Source organism: Streptomyces sp. NPDC059037 (assembly GCF_042740015.1).
GTDB lineage: Bacteria > Actinomycetota > Actinomycetes > Streptomycetales > Streptomycetaceae > Streptomyces.
Genome location: NZ_JBHYIG010000475.1, coordinates 1 through 3,514, shown reverse-complemented (window position 1 = coordinate 3,514; position 3,514 = coordinate 1). Strand labels below are relative to the sequence as shown.

Sequence of the window (3,514 nt, the reverse complement as noted above, 5' to 3'; positions counted from 1 at the left end):
TGGCTGGAGCGGGCCTCGTTCGGGTGATTCTCCTTCCCCAACCCCGCCCCTACCCCAAACACCGCGGATTCGCGGCGATGTCTCCCGCCCCTCGAGTACGCCCATACGTTGCGGGTGTTGACCGACGGAATGCGCGCCGCGGCGGGCGCCGGGCACTTCGGCGACAGAGAGCAGGATCTGGATGTGCGCTGCCAGATGATGTTCGGCGCGCTGTGCGAGGCGGGCATGCTCCTGGCCCGTTCGCCCGACCCCGCCTCCGCCCTCACCTCGGTGACGGCGGAGGCCGAACGGCTGCTTTCGGCGCTGGCTGCCCCCGAGACCCTTCTCGGGGGCAGCCCTTTGGACCTTCTCGGCGGCAGCCCCTTAGACCTTCTCGGGTGCTGCCTCCTCGGCGGGCAGGCTGTCCATGAAGGAGGAGACGGAGAACACCGCGTTCCCCGGGCCCGCCGGGCCGTAACCGGGCGGCGACGTCAGGCCGTTGGCCTCCATCGTCGCGCGGTACGCCTCGAGCAGGCGGACGTGGTACTCCAGCGGCGCGCCCTGCGGGTTGGCCTTGCCCAGCGGCGTCGTCGGCTCCGGGCACCAGGTGGTGAAGCGCGGGGTGATGCCGCGCGACATGAAGTACTGGAGCCCCTCGACGGTGGAGTCGATGGCCTCGCCCACCGTCTTGAAGCCGAACGGCTCGGCCATCTCCACGCCCGCCACGAAGTTCGGGATCACATTGCGCGGGCCGAAGACCTCCGCGGAGTCCAGGATGCGGCGGTGCCACTCGTCACGGCCGACATAGCGCTCCTTGCCGGGGCAGTACCGCTCGAACAGATACGGGTCCCACACCTCGTAGTTGGGGTGGTAGATCCGCACGCCGTAGTCGTGGAAGCGCTGCACGTCCGCCTTGGGGAGCGCCTGTGCCACGACCTTGCCGATCCAGCGGCCGGGGAAGCGCTCCTCGATGGCTTTCGCGTACTGACCGTAGAAGTCCGCCTCGTCCTTGCCGCCGACCTTCGAGGTGACGGCGCCGCCGGTCAGTGTGTAGGCGGTGGAGGACTTGTTCGTGTCGTACTTGTCGATGATGGCGAGCGCTTCGAGGACCTCGTCGACGGGCTTCACGCCCGTGTAGGGGCGGCCCGCCGCCTTGTGCTGGCGCCAGTTGTGGTTGATGTCGCAGTACTGGCACTCCTCCTTGGCGCCGAAGTACTGGCAGACGCGGAAGACCGTCAGATAGATGAGGTAGCCCCACTGGATGGTGGGTGCCACCTCCATGACCGACTTGCCGTTCTCCAATGTGTGCCGGTAGTAGTCCGGCATCGGCGGCAGGCCCACGTCCGAGATGCGCACGCCGTCCAGATAGAGGCCGAGGACGCCGTCGTCGTCCGCCGCCACGCGGTACGGCGATGACGGGTTCACGCGGACCGAGACGACCGTGCGGCGCAGTTCGTAGGGACCGCCGGTGAGGACGATCTCCTCGGGCGGGCGGCGCAGGGCCGCGGCGCCGAGCTCGGGGAGCGTGCCGTGGTCGAAGGAGAAGATGAAGTACGACTTCGGCTTGACGTCGCCGTCCTCATTGTCGCTGAGCGCCGATTCGTCGAAGGCGATGCCTCCCCTGAGCAGGTCTTCCTTGATCACCGCCTCTCTGGGCACGTGCGGGAACCGCTCCATGAGTGACTCGACGAGCTGGGTACGGCTCTCGCTGCGGCTTGCCATCGGCCGGGCACCTCGGATCCTGTCGGTGAATTGTGCTTTCCCGTGGCCCCCACGCTAATACCCGTCCCGTGCGCCGCGGATCCGACTCCGGTCTCAGCCGGTCTCAGACCTCGGTGGTAGCCCTGCGTGACGTGCCTCCCTCCACGGGGTGGCCGGGAACCTCGCGGCACCGGCCTGCCGTTGTCCCTGCATGAACGAGCTGGTTCCCGGCGGCAATGTGCCGCTGCCCGACGGCGCGGTCACCCTGCGTGTGCCCGGTCCCTTCGACCTGTCCGTGATCGTCACCGGCGACAGCGGGAAGGTCGCGGGCGACGGCGACTTCGTCTTCTACAACCAGCCCGCGACGTCCGGCGCGCGCCTCCAGGGCGACACGGTGACCGTCGACGGGCGGCGCCTGCGCGCCGGTGCCAGCCGTGTCACCGTGGCCGTGAGCCCCGCCGATCCGGGCACTCCCCTGGAGCGGCTGCCCGGCATCGCACTTCAGGTGCACGGTCCCGGCGGGCAGCTCGTCGCCCGCTTCACCCCGCCGCGCCCCGGCCGCGAGACCGTGCTGCTGCTCGCGGAGATCTACCGCAGGGGTCCCGTCTGGAAGCTGCGGGCACTCGGTCAGGGGTACGCGGACGGGCTCGCGGGGGTGGCGCGGGACTTCGGGGTGGATGTGGCGGAGGACGATGCGCCGCCGGCACCGCAGCCTCCGCCGCTCCCGTCGTCGGCACCCGCGCCTCACGCCCCGTCGCCGCCGCTCCCCTCAGCGGCGCCCGACCTCGCCGCGCCTCCCGGCCTGGACGGATTCCTCCCCCTGGTGAACGCCGCGCGCGGAAAGGCCGGGGTGCCGCCGGTCACGCTCGACGCCCGGCTGACGGCGGCGGCGAGCACGCACGCCGCCGGTATGGCGGCCCGGTCGGCGCTCAGCTCGGAGAACGCGGACGGTTCGTCCCTCTACCAGCGGGTCGTCGCGGGCGGGTACACGTATCTCACCATCGGCGAGCACCTGGTCTCCGGGCCGCGGACACCCGCCGAGTTCGTGGAGTACTGCCTCTCGGGCGAGCAGTCGCGGCGTACGGTCCTGGACCGGGCGTACACGCAAGTGGGTGTGGCCCAGTGCGTCGACGGCCGCTCCGGGGACGTCTTCTGGACGGCGGTGTGGGCCACCCCGCTCACTCCGCGGGGCCTGGCCGACTGGGCTTCCGCCGTGCTGCGGCTCACCAACGCCGAGCGGACGGCGGCCGGTCTGCGGCCCCTGTCCCCCGACCCTCTCCTCACCGTGGCCGCTCAGGGGCACAGCACGGACATGGTCGCGCGCGCCTTCTACTCCCACACGTCGCCGGACGGCGGCGAACCCTGGCACCGTGCGTCCGCCGCGGGCAGCGCGCACCGCGCGATAGGCGAGAACATCGCCTGCGGGCAGCGCAGTCCGGCCGAGGTGGTGGACGGCTGGATGAACAGTCCCGGCCACCGGGCCAACATCCTCAAGCCCTCCTTCACCCACCTCGGCGTCGGCTTCGCGGGCGGCGGTTCGGCAGGCACCTACTGGACCCAGCTCTTCGGCGGCTGAGCAACCCGGGCGACGCGGACGGCGTCTGCTTGCAGAGCGGGCCGGGGCGCGAGGTGGGGCCTTCGCGCCCCGGCCCGCGTCCACGTCACGGCCGGGTCCCTCGGCAAGGATGCCCCCGTCCGGGCCCCTCCGCCGGAATCACCGGCCGGGCCCGTCAGCCGACCGCCACCGGACACCCCGCCCGCCCGCGCCAGGACGTGCGTTGAGGCCTCACGCACCGGCCCGCGTCCGCATCACAGCCTGGCCCATCAGCAAAGG

Annotated in this window: 2 protein-coding genes and 1 pseudogene; 2 read left to right on the top strand and 1 reads right to left on the bottom strand. The window is 71.5% G+C overall.

The window, feature by feature from the left end:
• Positions 1-108 precede the first annotated feature (108 nt).
• Positions 109-294: pseudogene (locus ACFWY6_RS44790) on the top strand (hypothetical protein); the annotation flags it as partial.
• Positions 295-363: 69 nt separating this feature from the next.
• Here ACFWY6_RS44790 and ACFWY6_RS44785 read toward each other — a convergent pair.
• The gene (locus tag ACFWY6_RS44785; RefSeq protein ID WP_384703509.1) at positions 364-1,701 is read right to left on the bottom strand and encodes a radical SAM protein; all 1,338 of its coding nucleotides are present in this window, start codon (positions 1,699-1,701) and stop codon (positions 364-366) included.
• Between the two features lie 190 nt (positions 1,702-1,891).
• On the opposite strand from ACFWY6_RS44785, the gene ACFWY6_RS44780 reads away from it, so the two are divergent.
• Positions 1,892-3,256 carry a CAP domain-containing protein gene (locus ACFWY6_RS44780; RefSeq protein ID WP_384703506.1) on the top strand — a complete coding sequence of 455 codons (1,365 nt, stop codon included), beginning with the start codon at positions 1,892-1,894 and terminating at the stop codon, positions 3,254-3,256.
• Positions 3,257-3,514: the final 258 nt, after the last annotated feature.